General features: G+C 64.3%; 10 protein-coding genes and 1 pseudogene. 5 read left to right on the top strand and 6 right to left on the bottom strand.

The window, feature by feature from the left end; translation table 11 throughout:
• Nucleotides 1-602: 602 nt before the first annotated feature.
• The 5 genes from ACIQ09_RS19070 to ACIQ09_RS19090 all read right to left on the bottom strand — a co-directional run bounded on the left by ACIQ09_RS19070 (nucleotide 603) and on the right by ACIQ09_RS19090 (nucleotide 8,887).
• On the bottom strand, nucleotides 603-5,750 hold the full coding sequence (locus ACIQ09_RS19070; RefSeq protein ID WP_398313488.1) for a RecQ family ATP-dependent DNA helicase: 5,148 nt from the start codon (nucleotides 5,748-5,750) through the stop codon (nucleotides 603-605).
• 103 nt (nucleotides 5,751-5,853) lie between these two features.
• Nucleotides 5,854-7,626 carry an arsenical pump-driving ATPase gene (gene arsA / locus ACIQ09_RS19075; RefSeq protein WP_398313490.1) on the bottom strand — a complete coding sequence of 591 codons (1,773 nt, stop codon included), beginning with the start codon at nucleotides 7,624-7,626 and terminating at the stop codon, nucleotides 5,854-5,856.
• 19 nt (nucleotides 7,627-7,645) lie between these two features.
• Complete coding sequence (gene arsD, locus ACIQ09_RS19080) at nucleotides 7,646-8,005, bottom strand: arsenite efflux transporter metallochaperone ArsD (protein ID WP_398313492.1); 360 nt, start codon at nucleotides 8,003-8,005, stop codon at nucleotides 7,646-7,648.
• Between the two features lie 28 nt (nucleotides 8,006-8,033).
• The gene (locus ACIQ09_RS19085; protein ID WP_398313494.1) at nucleotides 8,034-8,513 is read right to left on the bottom strand and encodes an arsenate reductase ArsC; all 480 of its coding nucleotides are present in this window, start codon (nucleotides 8,511-8,513) and stop codon (nucleotides 8,034-8,036) included.
• A 2-nt stretch (nucleotides 8,514-8,515) separates the two neighbouring features.
• Entirely contained in the window at nucleotides 8,516-8,887 is a 372-nt protein-coding gene (locus tag ACIQ09_RS19090) for an ArsR/SmtB family transcription factor (RefSeq protein WP_398313496.1), read from the bottom strand.
• Between the two features lie 317 nt (nucleotides 8,888-9,204).
• Here ACIQ09_RS19090 and ACIQ09_RS19095 point away from each other — a divergent pair.
• The 5 genes and pseudogenes from ACIQ09_RS19095 to ACIQ09_RS19115 all read left to right on the top strand — a co-directional run.
• A pseudogene (locus tag ACIQ09_RS19095) lies at nucleotides 9,205-9,325 on the top strand (transposase); the annotation flags it as partial.
• Nucleotides 9,326-9,423: 98 nt separating this feature from the next.
• Entirely contained in the window at nucleotides 9,424-12,399 is a 2,976-nt protein-coding gene (locus ACIQ09_RS19100; protein ID WP_398313498.1) for a PAS domain S-box protein, read from the top strand.
• Between the two features lie 122 nt (nucleotides 12,400-12,521).
• Nucleotides 12,522-12,881, top strand: a complete 360-nt coding sequence (locus tag ACIQ09_RS19105) for a transposase (RefSeq protein ID WP_398313500.1) — start codon at nucleotides 12,522-12,524, stop codon at nucleotides 12,879-12,881.
• Nucleotides 12,869-13,060, top strand: a complete 192-nt coding sequence (gene tnpB / locus ACIQ09_RS19110) for an IS66 family insertion sequence element accessory protein TnpB (RefSeq protein WP_398313502.1) — start codon at nucleotides 12,869-12,871, stop codon at nucleotides 13,058-13,060. Before ACIQ09_RS19105 ends, tnpB begins: the two co-directional genes overlap by 13 nt.
• 5 nt (nucleotides 13,061-13,065) lie before the next feature.
• Nucleotides 13,066-13,506, top strand: coding sequence for a hypothetical protein (locus tag ACIQ09_RS19115; protein WP_398313506.1), 441 nt, complete (start codon nucleotides 13,066-13,068; stop codon nucleotides 13,504-13,506).
• A 106-nt stretch (nucleotides 13,507-13,612) separates the two neighbouring features.
• On the opposite strand, the gene ACIQ09_RS19120 is transcribed toward ACIQ09_RS19115, so the two are convergent.
• Entirely contained in the window at nucleotides 13,613-13,984 is a 372-nt protein-coding gene (locus ACIQ09_RS19120; RefSeq protein ID WP_398313504.1) for a hypothetical protein, read from the bottom strand.
• Nucleotides 13,985-14,071: the final 87 nt, after the last annotated feature.

The raw sequence follows: 14,071 nt of genomic DNA on the forward strand, positions 1-14,071 counted from the left end.
CGAGGAAAAAACGGGGCGACACCGCAGGGAAAGGCGGTGTTTGCTCAGCGAAATTGAACCGAATTTGGTCGCGATCATCGTTGCGCGGCGGAATTCATTGAAAACCTCGGGTTATTCGAGGTGCCCTAACCTGCGCATATCTGCGTCAGCCGCAAAATGCCTTTCCCCAGCAGCCTGCCGGACTAGAGTCTATTGACAATTTGGCCAGCCACATGACGTAGATTCAGAATGCGATGAGCGAAGCAAAGCGTTGGGCGAGCTTGTCCTAGCAGGTGGCGATGAGCGCGCAAAGGGATCACCGTTTCGATCTAGTGGACTACCAAACGGTTAAGGCAGGCATCGGTGTCCGATGCCTTGTCGGCACTGAACGAGTCGGGCCGACGAGTCGAGTCCTCCGACAAGGCCGTGAATCGTGGCACTCCATCCATCACGGGGCTGGCCAAGCGCTTGATCGCATTTTTTAACTGGCCACATGAAGATACGCACTCACGATGATGCTGTTGATGAGCACCTCCTTGAGGTCGGCATCGAAAACCAGATGCCCGAACACGCGCTGCCACACGCCGTTGCCCGACCAACCAAGAATTGACTGACAACACAACCTAGCCTTCGCCCGCCCGGTATTCGATCTCGGGCAAGACCAGCTCCCACTGCTCACAACGCAGCCCGGCCTCCCCTTCCCGGGCATGGCGCACCAGGATGGCGGCGACGCGCACGGCGAGGATGTCGCCCACCGGCACGCTGAAGCGCGCCGACATGCGGGTCAGCACCACGCCATGCTCATCGGCCAGCACCCAGCCCGGCTTGCCGTCGGCACGGGGAAGCAGGCGCAGGGGGCTGCCCACATCCAGCGCGGCGAGCGCCCGGTGTATCGGCGCCGAAGACGCAAAGCGCCCCGGCCACGACAACACCACGTGCCCGGGGTCGGCAAGCCAGACACGGGAGTCCAGCGCCGCTGCGTCCGGAGGGCATTCGGGGCGGACACGCAGGCTCAGCCCATCCGCATGGCGGGTGAACGGATGCGCACCGCCGATGGCCTCGCACAGGCACAGGCTGCGGCGGGCGCGGGTCATGGCCACGTAAAAGAGCCGCCGCTCGTCGTCGCTGCGCCCCTGCCAGCCGCCGCCATCCAGCACCAGCACATGCTCGAACTCCAGGCCCTTGGCCCGGTGGGCGGTCATCAACACCAGGGGCGCGTTCGGGCGCATCCCGGCGGGGGCACGCCCGCCGGCTCCAAACTCGTAAAGGGCGTCGATGAGGTCGCCCACCACCCGCTCGCACCCCGGCGCGGCGGACTCGGTATCGAGAATGAACTGGGCCAGGGCCGCCTTGAAGGGGTGGGCGATTGCGCCGTCCAGCGCCAGGCCATGGCGACGCCGGAACCAGCGCCCGAGGGTGCCGGCACGAAGCACCACGCGCCGCCGTGCCACCCTGCGCCGGGCACCGCGCAGCAATTCGAGCAGCGCGTGGCCTTCCCGGGTGAGGTGCAGGTTCAGGGCGCTGCCATCCCGCAGGAGCTGCACCGGAATGTGATGCTGGCGGCACAGGGCGGCCATGGGCTCCAGGTCTTCCCAGCGCCGGGCAATGACGGCGAAGCCGCCCCACGAGGCCGTGCCCCGGGCGCGGTCGAGGGTGTGCAGGCGCTTGAGTTCGGCCAGGGCGATGCGCACCTCCCGGTGGAGATCCCGTGGCACTTCGAGCACCTGCACCCGCCCCGCCGCGAGTGGGTCGAGGGCGGCCTGGGCACCGCCCTCAGGCTGGCCCCGGCGGGCGTGATCGACGCGGATCTCCTGCCCGGCCTTCATGCGTTCCCGGGCCGGGGCGATGACCCGGTTGGCGCAGTGGATGATGTGGGCGGTGGAGCGGTAGTTCTCCACCAGGGAGAAACGCCGGGCCTGGTAGTCCGCCTCGAACTGGCGGATGTAGCGCACGTTGGCGCCATCGAAGGCGTAGATGTTCTGGTCGTCGTCCCCCACCACCATCAGGGACAGGCGGTCCTCCTCGGTCTGGATCGTGCGCCCGGCCAACGCGCTGATCAGGGCGTAGTGATCGCCATTGATGTCCTGGTACTCATCCACCAGCAAAAAACGCAGCCCGGCCAGGAGCCGGTCACGGACGATGGACGGCCCCACGCCATCCCCCTGCTCGGCGGTCTGGAGGCGTTCGGTGGCCTGGCGGATCACCAGGCCGAAGTCCACCTTTTCGCCCCGCTCCACCGCCACGGCGTAGCTGGTGCCGGTGAGGCGCATGGCCAGGCCGTGCAGGGTCTGCACCGCCACACCCGCCGCGTCGGCCCCGACCAGCGCCCACAGGCGGCGACGTATCTCCATCGCGGCAGAGCGGTTGTAGGTCAGCACCATGATCTCCTCGGGCAGCACCATGCACTCACGCAGCAGCCAGGCCACCCGATGCACGATGACCCGCGTCTTGCCGGCGCCGGGGCCGGCAAGCACCAGGTAATTGCCCTCCTGATGGGCCGCGACGATGGCTTGCTGATCCGGGTTGGCCAGGTCGGTGAGGATCTTGCGGTGGGCGGCCTCGGTGGTGGCCATCTCGAGTACGTCCTTGCGGCCGGCAAAATAGCGCCTGACAAAAGCGGCCCGGTCGAGGCTGAAGTAATCGACGATGAAGGCCATCGCCGCCTGCACCTTCTGGACAGCCAGCTTGGCGTACTCGGCCATCACGTGCACCTGCACGACCTTGTCCTTGTAGTGCAGGGCCAGCTCGGCGTAGTCCGACTTGCGAAACTGGCGCCGCCGCGCCTCGGGATTCAACTCGATGTTCATGGCCGCCCGGAACACCGCCTTGCCCCGGGCCAGGTGCAACACCTCGTTGGTATCCAGATAGAGCAAGGCCGAGGACAAGGCCAGGCTCCAGTCCTTGATGCCCAACTCGGCGAGGGTCAGGTCGGCCTGCAGGGCGGCCTCCAGCTCACCCTGTTTGCAGGTGACGAGCAGGGTGTTGCCCTGCCGGCGGGACAGGAACAGGTTGAGCAGCACCTGGGCCAGGGCCATGCGGCGGCGGCGGATCGTGTCGATCTCCTGCCAGCTGCGCAGCAGTTTGATGTGGCGGCTGTCCATGCCGGCCGGACGCAGGGCAAAGAAGCCGCGCTGCCCATCGCCGTCACCAAACGGCTCGGCGAAGGATTTGAGCAGGCGGGTCAGCCTCTCCGGGTTGAAGTCCACCCGGGTGTCGCGCCGCAGGGTATCGCACAGGCGACGCATTTCGAGGATCTGCCAGCCATCGTCGGCAGCATCGGGGGCCAGCTCCTGCAGGATCGCCAGCAGCGCGCCCTCAATGCGCGCGAGTTCGTCGATGCGCTGGGTGCTGTCCGGGTCCCGGTAGAGGGTGATGCCGATCTCGGTGTCATTGGAGAGCAGCTTCCACTTGTCGAGCTCACGCAGCATGGCCTGCACGCGACGGGAGTCGCTGCCGGTGGCCAGCATCAGCTCGTCGGTGGACAGGCCCTCATCATCGGCGGCCTGCATCAGGATGGACAGGATCTGCTGGTAGGGCGCGATGTCGGCATCGGCACCCAGCTTGTGCCGCAAGCGCGTGATGGCCTCGTCCATGCTGGCCACCATGAGGCTGCCCGGGAAGACCCGGGTGTGGTTCTCGTGGCGTTCGAGCAGACGGGCCTCCTCCAGCCAGGCCACGGCGATGCGCACCTTGGTATCGGCGTCGTTGGCGTCCGGGTCGAGGCTGTGGGATTCCGGCATCTCCAGCAGGATCTCCCCACTGGTCACCACCACCTCACCCTCGCTACGGTCCTTGCGCTCGATGGAGCGCAGGGCCTTGAGGATGGAGAGGATGTCGTGCTGGCTCAGGCGCGAGTTCTTGAGCAGGCGGAACTGCACGTCCAGGTCGGCATCATCGTAGAGAAGGATGCAGCGCGCCGGCGCCTGGTCACGCCCCGCCCGCCCGGCCTCCTGCAGGTAGTTCTCCAGTGAGCCGGGCGTATCCAGGTGGATCACCAGGCGCACATCGGGTTTGTCCACACCCATGCCGAAAGCGTTGGTGGCGGCGATCACCCGCAGGCTGCCCGCCAGAAAGGCCTCCTGCACCCGGCGCTTGTCTGCCGGCAGCATGCCTCCATGGAAATACCCACAATCCAGGCCGCCGTCCTTCAGAAAGCGGGCCAACTCCTCCACGGTCTTCTGGCGCGCGCAGAAGACGATGGCCCCGCCCTCCTCCTGCAGGGCTTCCTGAAGCAGGCGAAGCACATCCGCGTATTTGGCCTGGACCTGGACCTGCCGCACCTCGTAGCTCAGGTTGTCGCGGCCGACGCCACCTTCCAGCCGGGCCAGCCGCAGGCCCAGGCGCTTGTCGAAGTGCTCGCAGATGTCATCCACCACGTCGGGCTTGGCCGTGGCCGTGAAGCAGAACACCGGCGAGGGTGCCTCACCCTGACGCCGCCGGATGAAGCGCGACACATACAAGTAGTCGGGCCGAAAATCGTGCCCCCACTTGGACAGGCAGTGGGCCTCGTCGAACACCCACGCGCCAACCTCCCGGTGCATCAGGGCCGTGGCGAACGCCGTGCTGCGAAACTGCTCCGGTGCAACGAAGATCAGCCCCAGATCCCCCAGGCGCAGCTTGTCCAGCATGGCCCGCCGCTCAAGGGGGTTGAGCAGGCTGTTGAGATAGCCGGCACAGGTGACGCCGCGCGCCTCCAGGTTATCCACCTGGTCCTTCATCAGCGACTGCAGCGGGGAGATGACCACCGTGAGGCTGCCCTTGCGGTAATAGCGGGCCAGGGCGGGGAGCTGGAAGCACAATGACTTGCCGCCGCCCGTGGGCAGGATGGCCAGCGTGGAGATGCCCGCAAAGCCGTTGTCGACGATGGCCTGCTGCAGGGAGCGCCCATCCGGCGTGGTGGGCGTGCTGCGAAAGCGCGTGATGCCCGGGAAGAAGCGCGGCAGCAGGGCCTCCACATCGTGCTGCTCGCGGCACCAAGTGCAGGCCGGATCGCTGCAGGGCCGGTCGCGCAGGGCGGCAATAGCCTCACGGGTGCGCGGAAAACTCGCCCCCACCCAGGGCGGCAGCACCGAATTGCCACCGGCCACCCGCAACCAGGCCAGGGTGTAGGCCAGGGGCTTGTGCCACGTGGGGTCGGGCAGCCAATCAGCCAGCAGCGTGCGCTGCGCGGAGATGCACACCTTGCCGTCGGTCGCCCGCTGCCAGGCCGCCACCACGTCTTCCCGGGACGGGCGCAGCGCCCGGCGCAGGTTGACAAAAAAATTGGCCACGCCCTTGCCCGGCTCGGGCGAGAGCAGGAAGTGCAGGCACAGGACTTCGTCCGGATGCTCCGCCACCCGCGCCAGCAGGGCGGCGCTCTGATCCAGGAACAATGCGTAGGCCAGCTCCGCATCCCGTACCGGGTCGTTGCGGGTGGTGGTGCACAGCTTGTAGTCCTTCACCAGGCGGTGATAGGGGTTCTGCGGAAAGGCCACCGGCGACAGCTCGAGGGTATCCACCAGGGGCAGGCGATGCAGGGCCAGATCGGGGTAGAGCTGCGCCAGTGCCGGCTGGTCAAAGGCCACGATATTGTGGCCAAGGACGAAGGCCGCATCTTCCGTCAGGGCATCGAGGCGGCTGACCAGATCGGGCGCCTTGCCGGGGATCCGCAGGCGGGCATCCAGATCGGGGCGAAACACACCCAGCTCGCGCAGGGCGGTCTTGTCCTGGCGGGCGGTTTCGATATCAAGGCACAGACACCGGGCACGGGGTGCGTCAGCGCGTTCCGCCATGCACCACCGCGTAAGGTTTGTTTGTCATGCGCCGGATTGTAACGGCATAGGGCAAGACGGCGCACGGCAGGCGGCCCCTGCCCTCAGCTCTGCAACAGCACGCTCAGCGGGCGACCACCGGCCCGGATGCCAGCGCCAGCAGCCGCTCCACCCCCACCGGTTCATCCTGCAGCATGGGCACCACGGCATAGCGGGTAGCGTGGCGGTGGGCGACGGCGTCGATCTCGGCGCCTTCGTTGCGGGCCCGGCGCAGCAGCAGTGGCGAGCGGGCGCCGGCGGCGGCGACGCTGTTGTTGATGACCCAGGCCCAGGGCTCGATGCCGGCCCGGCGCAGGTCGGCCTGCAGGTTGGCAGCTTCGAGGACCGGGGTGGTTTCGGCCAGGGTGACGATGAGCACCTTGGTCTGCTGCGGGTCCTGCAGCTGCATCATCGGCGTGGTGAAGTGCATGCCCTTGTCGCCCATCTGCCGGGCGATCTCCCGGTGGTAGGCCCCGGTGGCGTCGAGCAGCAGCAGGGTGTGGCCGGTGGGTGCGGTGTCCATGACCACGAAGCTCCGCCCGGCCTCGCGGATGATCCGGGAGAAGGCCTGGAACACGGCGATCTCTTCGGTGCAGGGGGAGCGCAGGTCTTCCTCCAGCAGGGCGCGGCCCTGGGCGTCGAGCTGGGCGCCACGGGTCTGCAGGATGTGGGCACGGTAGCGCTCGGTTTCGGCGTGGGGGTCGATGCGGCTGAGCTTGAGATGGGGCAGCGCGCCGTCCAGGGTGTCGGCCAGGTGGGCGGCCGGGTCGGAGGTGGTGAGGTGCACCGGCAGGCCGCGCCGGGCCAGCTCCACGGCCACCGCCGCGGCCAGGGTGGTCTTGCCGACCCCGCCCTTGCCCATCAGCATCACCAGGCCGTGGCCGTCGGCGGCGATGCCGTCCACCAGCGATGCCAGGCTGGCGCCATGCACCACGGGCACCGGCTGTCCGGTCTCGGCAGCTGCGTCCGGTGGCATATCGGTGAACAGCTGGCGCAGGGCGTCCAGCCCGACCAGGTTGAAGGGCTTGAGGGGAAGGTCGTCGCGGGGCAGCGCGGCGAGCACCTCGGGCATCGCCGCCAGGGCGGCCTGCTCCCGGGCATGCAGGGCCGCGGCCAGGGGGTCGAGGGCGGCCTCGGCGGCGGGCAGCACCCCGTTGATCACCAGGTATTGCCGCGTCAGGCCGATGGCGGCCAGCTCCTCGTGGGTGCGGGCCACTTCGCGCAGGGTGGCCTGCTGGGCCCGGGCCACCAGCACCAGCCGGGTACGCGCCGGGTCGGCCAGGGCGTCCACGGCGGCCTTGTACTGGCTGCGCTGCTTTTCCAGACCGGCCAGGGGGCCGAGGCAGGAGGCGTCGCCCTTGCCCTCCTCGAGAAAGCCGCTCCAGGCGCCGGGCAGCTGCAGCAGGCGGATGGTGTGGCCAGTGGGCGCGGTGTCGAAAATGATGTGGTCGAAGTCGGTGGTGAGCTGCGCATCCACGAGCAGGGCGGTGAACTCGTCGAAGGCCGCGATCTCGGTGGTACAGGCGCCGGAGAGCTGCTCCTCGATGCCGCGCACCACCGCGTCGGGCAGCAGACCACGCACCGGGCCGACGATGCGCTCCCGATAGACCTGGGCCGCCGCCTGGGGGTCGATCTCCAGCGCGGCAAGGCCACTCACCGCGGGAATGGCGGTGATGTGGTTGCCGATCTCGATCCCGAAAACCTGCCCCACATTGGAGGCCGGATCGGTGCTAACCAGCAGCACCCGCCGCCCCTGGGCGGCCAGCACCAGGGCCGTGGCGCAGGCGATGGAGGTCTTGCCGACACCACCCTTGCCGGTGAAAAACAGGTAACGCGGCGGCTGATCGAGAAAGTTCATGGCGCTCACCCTGAGGAAATCAGCAGCAGGTACTGCCGCTGCAACACCCACCGGAAGCCGGCTGCACCGGCAGCACCGAAATGCCCAGCCAGCGGGAGAGTTCGGCCCGGGTCGGGTAGCGGCCGGCCAGGGCCACCTCGCCGTCGAGCAGCACCAGCGGCAGCGCCTCCGGGCCGGAACGCTCCAGGTAGCCGCGCACCACCGCATTGCCGGCAAAGTCCATGGGCTGCTGGGCCAGGTTGAAGCGCTCGATACGGGCCCCCTTCTGGCGGGCCCAGTCCACGTCGGCCGAGAGCTGCACGAGGGTCTGGTCCACCTCGACACCACACACGCCGGTACTGCAACACAGGGCCGGGTCAAAGATCTGGATGGCTTTCATGGGGGTCTCCGAAAAAAGGATGGGTAACTCAGGGCTGCAGGTTGCCGATGCGGTCGAGCTCGGCTTTCAGGCGTGCCTGGTCGTGCTGCAGCTCGGCCAACGGCAGGGCAAGGAAGGCTTCGATACGGGCGCGCAGAATGCGGTAGGCAAGCATGAAGGCTGCGTCGATCTCCGCATCGCTGCCCGTGGCATGGGCCGGGTCGTCCACGCCCCAGTGGGTGCGCAGCACCGGGCCCAGATACACCGGGCAGGTCTCACCCGCGGCGCTGGCGCACACGGTGACCACCACATCCGGCGTCACCGGCAACGCATCCCAGGACTTGCTGACATAGCCCTCGATGCTGATCCCCTCCCGGGCCAACAAGGCCAGGGAGCGCGGATGGACGTAGCCCGCCGGCCTGCTGCCCGCGCTCATGCCACGCCAGCCCGCCGGCGCCAGATGATTGAAGGTCGCCTCGGCGAGGATGGAGCGGCAGGAATTGCCAGTGCACAAAAAGAGGACGTTCATGTTCAGGGCTTCCCGGCCGAGCCGGCCAGCGGAGGCAGCACGGCTTCGCTGCAGGACGAGGCGGCACGCATGTCAAGGCACTGCTCCGGATGCCCGGCGCAGCACTCCTCGGTGAGATAGGCGATCAGGTCGAGCATCAGCGGGATGTTGGCCCGATAACGCTGGAAGCGCCCCTCCTGCTCCACCGTCACCAGCCCCGCATGATTGAGGGCCTTGAGGTGAAAGGACAGGCTGGACGGCGCCAGATCCAGGGCCGTGGCGATATCCCCCGCCACCATCCCCTCCGGCCCCTGCCGTACCAGCAAACGAAAGGCCTCCAGCCTCCAGCCGGAAGAGAGGGATTCGAAGATCGTGGTGGCTGACTTGGTTTCCATGGGGGGACTATACAAGATTTCAAGAATTGTTGAAATGATGGGTTTGGGGGAAGTGGGAGCGGGTGAGGCTGGTGGTTACGTTAGTAGGGGACGAGGGCTGGGCTACCGGCCCGTTCCTGTGATTGAGAGGCACGACCGTAGAGCGTCAGGTTTGTTGCATTCGCCAGTTCGGCACCGCGTTGGCGCCAGCCCTGCGTTGATTAATCCAGAGCGTACACGACCAGCTTGATGCGCTAGACGCCCGGATCGGGGAGTGCGACCAGCAGATCACCGCCCAGCAGGCGAACGCTCCGCTGGCGAAGCAAACACGGGATCTGCCCGGTGTTGGACTCATCACCGCCGACCGTCACCGCCAGCGTAGGTGACGCATCAATGTTCCGGAATGGCCGCCAGTTTGCCGCGTGGCTCGGTCTCACGCCCAGCCAGTCGGGTAGCGGAAGAGCCTCAATGAATGCTTCGGTATGTCGTTAAGACAAGCGGCCGACCTTTTCTGACGGTGGCGATTGCGTTGTAGCCTAACTGCCTTGAGATAACCTATGACCCATCCCGCCCCCTACCCCGCTGACGAAAGAAACCGGATTGCAAGGCTTAGAGCGCTTGCCATTCTGGATACGCCGCCTGAAGCGATGTTTGACGTCTTGGTACAAGTTGCGGCGAATGTCTGCGGTGTTCCGATTTCACTCGTAAGCCTGGTTGATTCAGATCGACAGTGGTTCAAGGCGAATGTGGGCTTATCGGAAGCCAGTGAGACACCTCGTGATGTGGCATTTTGTTCCCATACAATCCTTGGGGACGAGGTTATGGAGGTTCACGACGCATTAAACGATTGGCGCTTTGTGAATAACCCCCTGGTAACCGACGAGCCGCGCATCCGCTTCTATGCTGGCGCCCCCCTCAAGCTCTCGGACGGCACGCGGCTCGGCACCTTGTGTGTCATTGACCGACAACCGCATAGACTGACTGAACATCAACGTGCCACATTGGCTTCACTCGCCTGCGCAGTCGTACAAGGGTTGGAGTTTCGCGAGCAGGCAATGCGAGCGGTCGAAACGCTGGCCGCCAGCGAAGCTCGACTTGAGCGACTCTATTCGGCAACCCCCGGCATGCTCCACTCGATTGATGCACAAGGCCGCTTGACCGCAGTCAGTGATCACTGGCTTTCCGAATTGGGCTACCGCCGTGACGAGGTCATCGGTCGCTACTCATCGGAGTTCTTAACCCCGGAATCACAGGTCTACGCCACTAGAGACGTCCTACCGAATTTTTTTAAGACTGGTCGGTGTGATGAGATCGGCTACCAGATAGTACGCAAGGACGGCAGTGTGATGGATGTTTTGCTGTCGGCTGTGTTGGAGCGGGATGCAAGCGGTAACCCTTTGCAATCGTTGGCCGTGATCACAAACATCACCGAGAAAAAGCGCGCTGAAGCGTCGCTCGTCGAGCATGCAAAATTTACCCGATCCATTCTCGAAAATGTCTTGGATGGCATCATCACCATTGATGCGTCCGGCATTATTCACTCAATGAATCCGGAGGCGGCCCGCATTTTTGGTTACACCGAGGATGAAGCCATCGGACAGAACGTCAAAATGTTAATGCCCGAAAGTGATGCGAAAGATCATGATGATCACCTTCGAAGTCACCACGTCACTGGGGTTAGCAAGGTCATCGGCACGGGGCGGGAGTTAAATGGTCGGAGGAAGAATGGAGCCTCATTTCCGATGGAACTCGCTGTGTCCCGCTGCGACCAACTGGGCCAACCGCTATTTGTCGGCGTCATGCAGGACATCAGCGAACGCAAAGAGATGGAGCGTCGCCTCGTGGAGGGGCGCGAGCTGCTGCAAGTGACGCTCGATTCGATCGGCGATGCTGTAATCACAACGGACGTCAATAGCTGTATTCAATGGCTCAATCCTGTGGCCGAACGCCTGACCGGATGGTCCAAGGAGGATGCATATAGGCGGCCTCTTGCCGAAATTTTTGTCATTTTGAACAAGGATTCCCGGCTACCTGCACAGAGCCCCGTGTCACTTTGCCTGCAACTTGGCGAGGTCACTGGGCTAGCCAACGATACGGTGCTGATCGCTCGCAATGGATCGGAATACGGGATTGAAGATTCTGCTTCGCCGATACGTGATGCGAGAGGGAGTGTGCACGGGGCCGTATTGGTATTCCATGACGTATCGGAGCAGCGGCGCCTGACCGAAGAAATGAGTCATCGCGCCAGGCATGACACGCTCACCGGACTTCTGAATCGCCTCGAGTTCGAAAGTCGGCTGGTTCGAATGCTGGCCGCCGCAAAGGAAGGTCATGGGTCGGGCGCTTTGATGTACATCGACCTTGACCAGTTCAAGCTCGTAAACGACGCGTGTGGTCACGCCGTTGGTGATCAGTTGTTGCGACAGGTAAGCGCCTTGATGCAGTCCTCTGTGCGCGGGCGCGATACCGTGGCCCGTTTGGGTGGGGACGAATTTGGCATTCTTCTCGAACATTGTTCGCCTGAAGCGGCGGAACGCATTGCCGCAAAAATCTGCGAACAAATGGAGGATTTTCGGTTTTTGCATGACGGACGGCGCTATCGCGTCGGCACCAGTATTGGACTGGTTTCTGTTGATGAGCGTTGGGCGAACACGGCGTTGACTTTACAAGCTGCGGATGCGGCGTGTTACGCCGCAAAGGAAGCCGGGCGCAATCGCGTCCATACCTGGTTCGACACCGACAGGGCGATGAAAACACGCCAAGGCGAGATGAAATGGGTTACACGGCTGGAGCAGGCACTCGACGAAGACCGTTTTGAACTTTACGGGCAACGCATCGTACCTATTGGGCGAGCCAGCACGCCCCTGCATTTTGAGGTTCTGCTTCGCCTGCGAGAGTCCGACGGAACGTTAGTACCTCCAGGCATCTTCCTTCCTGCCGCGGAACGCTTTCACATGGCGACCCGAATTGATCGATGGGTCGTGCGCCACACGTTTGAATGGCTGGCCCAAGCAGTAGAGCGCGAAGTAAAAATCGAGCTCGTGGCCATCAACTTGTCGGGACAGTCGATAGGGGATCGGGCGTTTCACCAACACCTTTTTGAAATGATCAGGCATGCGCGGTTCGATCTGAGAAAGGTCTGCTTTGAGATTACCGAAACAGCTGCAATTACAAACCTGGTGGACGCACGGCAATTTGTCGATGAGGTCCGGAGATTAGGAGCCAAGGTGGCGCTGGACGATTTTGGTGCTGGGGCTTCGTCATTTGGCTATTTGAAAAACCTGATTGTTGACTTCCTGAAGATCGACGGACAGTTCATTACAGACATGCTTGAAGACAAGCTGGATGAAGCGGCTGTTCGTTGTTTCAATGAGGTAGCACGAGTCGCCGGGGTGACAACAATTGCCGAGTTTGTTGAGCGCCAGGACGTGCTTGAAGCGCTTCACGGTATCGGGATCAATATGGCTCAAGGGTATCTGATCCATCGCCCCGAACCCTTGGAGTCCTTAGTTGCAAATTCGGTTAGGGTCTAGAAGGGGACCGACAGCTTTGTGATAGAAAAGCTGCCGTTCGCGAACGATAAAGGCCGAAACCCCGCCCCTCCCCCCTAGCTCGCTAACCATAGTGTCCACTACGCATAGAAGTGGACACTTCCATGAACAGCCCCCGCCGTACCCGTAGCCCCCACTCCGAAGCGTTCAAGCAGTCCCTGATCGAAGCCTGCAGCGAGCCCGGTGTCTCGGTCGCGGGTGTTGCGCTGGCCAACGGGATCAACGCCAACCAGCTTCGGCGCTGGATGCGCGAGCGAGGCATCGAGCCGCCCGAGTTGTTCTGCCAGCCTTTACGCCCAGCGACGTCCGAGGCCATCGGCGGTTTCGTCCCGGTGCAACTTACCCAGAGCACCCATGTGCCCATCCGGCTGGAACGGCGCAAAGGTGCCGCAGTGGTCACGGTAGACTGGCCCGCATCTTCGGCCACCGCCTGCGGTGCCTGGCTAAGCGAGTGGCTAGGGTGATCCGGGGCGACGCCCTGTGGCTGTCAGTGGCCCCGCTGGACATGCGCGCCGGCATGGACACGCTCCTCGCCCAAGTGGTACGAGTCTTCGGCGAAGTACGGCCCCATCACGCCAACCTCTTCGCCAACCGGCGTGGCACCCGGATGAAGGTACTGATCCATGACGGCCAGGGGATCTGACTCGCCTGCCGGCAGAGCAGGCCCAACTGTTCGAGGAAACGGTCGAAGCGGACCTGGCGGCGATGACCGAGGAGCTCGCGCAGCTCTCCGGCAAACCCGCCCTGCCCAAAGGCCAGGCCAAGCGCAAGCCGCTCCCGCCCGAGCTTCCGCGCACCGAGGTTCGCCACAAGCCGGACAGCACTACCTGTGCCTGCGGCTGCCAGTTGAAGCGCATCGGCGAGGATGTTGCCGAGAAGCTCGACTACAACGACGCCAGCACCCTGCAGTTGCCGTCCTACACCACCCTGGACCTGTCGGCCGACTACAAATACAGCAAGACCACCGATGTCGGCTTCCGCATCCGCAATGCCACCGACGAGCTGTATGCGGAATCGGCCTACGGCAACACCCAGGTGTTGATCGCCAATCCGCGGACTTACGAGCTGTCGCTGCGGATGAGGTTCTAAACGGCGCCAAGTCGGCCGAAGACGCAAAACGGGCTCCTGTTACGGAGCCCGTCCTGTGTCATTGGCGTGAGCTCGCCACAGCGCCCCACCCTGCCTCACACGCCGATCACGGCAGGATCAGCACCTGCCCTTCCTTCACGTCACGGCGCATCTCGCGGCCTTCGACGCTGTAGGTCACCCACAGGCGCTTCTGCTGGTCACGGGCCGGGTCGTTGCCGGCCAGGTCGTTATTCACCCGGGCGGTCAGGCGGTTCATGATGACCCGCTGGCTGAGGCGATGGGTGATGTCGATGCGGTTGTTGTTGGTGCCGTACTCGGCGCGCAGGATCTTCAGCCCGTCCGGGTCACGGTCACGATCCCGGTTGGCGTTGTCGTTGTAGGACGGACGCGAGCCGGCCCAGCCGCCGTTCCAGCCACCATTGCCCCAGCTGCCACCGGTGTCACTGACCGGCACAATAGAGCCACCGATGATCGGCATATAGGAGCCAGTTTGAATAGGCTCTGACGAACGTCTTCGGGGGTTCAAGGTTGGTTGTTTTTCGGGGTGCTGGCAAGTGCTGTTTTG

The sequence above is a fragment of the Zoogloea sp. genome, from assembly GCF_044344315.1.
In the GTDB taxonomy this organism is placed as follows: Bacteria; Pseudomonadota; Gammaproteobacteria; order Burkholderiales; family Rhodocyclaceae; genus Zoogloea.

Bases quoted from the DNA above. Each gene is read 5' to 3' on its own strand.
- ACIQ09_RS19090 (WP_398313496.1), bottom strand. From the start codon at position 8,887: ATGGAAACCAAGTCAGCCACCACGATCTTCGAATCCCTCTCTTCCGGC.
- ACIQ09_RS19085 (WP_398313494.1), bottom strand. From the start codon at position 8,513: ATGAACGTCCTCTTTTTGTGCACTGGCAATTCCTGCCGCTCCATCCTC.
- ACIQ09_RS19120 (WP_398313504.1), bottom strand. From the start codon at position 13,984: ATGCCGATCATCGGTGGCTCTATTGTGCCGGTCAGTGACACCGGTGGC.
- arsA (WP_398313490.1), bottom strand. From the start codon at position 7,626: ATGAACTTTCTCGATCAGCCGCCGCGTTACCTGTTTTTCACCGGCAAG.
- ACIQ09_RS19070 (WP_398313488.1), bottom strand. From the start codon at position 5,750: ATGGCGGAACGCGCTGACGCACCCCGTGCCCGGTGTCTGTGCCTTGAT.
- ACIQ09_RS19100 (WP_398313498.1), top strand. From the start codon at position 9,424: ATGACCCATCCCGCCCCCTACCCCGCTGACGAAAGAAACCGGATTGCA.
- ACIQ09_RS19105 (WP_398313500.1), top strand. From the start codon at position 12,522: ATGAACAGCCCCCGCCGTACCCGTAGCCCCCACTCCGAAGCGTTCAAG.
- arsD (WP_398313492.1), bottom strand. From the start codon at position 8,005: ATGAAAGCCATCCAGATCTTTGACCCGGCCCTGTGTTGCAGTACCGGC.